Source organism: Mycobacterium sp. 852002-51971_SCH5477799-a (assembly GCF_001667145.1).
GTDB lineage: Bacteria > Actinomycetota > Actinomycetes > Mycobacteriales > Mycobacteriaceae > Mycobacterium.
This window is the reverse complement of record NZ_LZIF01000101.1, coordinates 1-767: the sequence shown is the minus strand read 5'-3', so window position 1 is coordinate 767 and position 767 is coordinate 1. Positions and strand designations below refer to the sequence as shown.

Sequence of the window (767 nt, the reverse complement as noted above, 5' to 3'; positions counted from 1 at the left end):
GCGGTGGGGCTGGAGCGGCACGCCAAGGCCGGGGTGATCACGCCGGTGTCGGCGTGCGCGTCGGGGTCTGAGGGTGTCGCGCAGGCCTGGCGCAACATCGTGTTCGGCGAAGCCGACATCGCCATCTGCGGCGGCGTCGAGGTCAGGATCGAGGCGGTCGCGATCGCAGCGTTCGCTCAGATGCGCATCGTGATGTCGACCAAGAACGACGACCCGGTCGGCGCGTGTCGCCCGTTCGACCGTGACCGCACCGGCTTCGTGTTCGGCGAGGCCGGCGCGCTGATGGTCATCGAGACCGAGGAACACGCCAAAGCCCGCGGCGCCAACATCTTGGCCCGCATCATGGGTGCGAGCATCACCTCCGACGGCTACCACATGGTGGCACCGGACCCCAACGGCGAACGCGCCGGACACGCCATGAGCCGCGCCATCCAACTCGCCGGGCTCAGCCCGTCCGACATCGGCCACGTCAACGCCCACGCCACCGGCACCTCCGTCGGTGACGTCGCCGAGGCCAAGGCCATCAACAACGCGTTGGGCAGCAACAAACCCGCCGTCTATGCCCCCAAGGCCGCCCTGGGTCACTCGGTGGGCGCGGTCGGCGCCGTGGAATCCATCCTGACCGTGCTCGCCCTGCGCGACCAGGTGGTCCCGCCCACGCTCAACTTGGAAAACCTCGACCCCGAAATCGACCTCGACGTCGTGGCCGGCAAACCACGGCCGGGCAACTACGAGTACGCGATCAACAACTCGTTCGGGTTCGGCGG

At 68.7% G+C, this 767-nt stretch carries 1 pseudogene; it reads left to right on the top strand.

The features are described 5' to 3' along the window. A pseudogene (kasB, locus tag A5753_RS14370) lies at positions 1-767 on the top strand (3-oxoacyl-ACP synthase KasB); the annotation flags it as partial.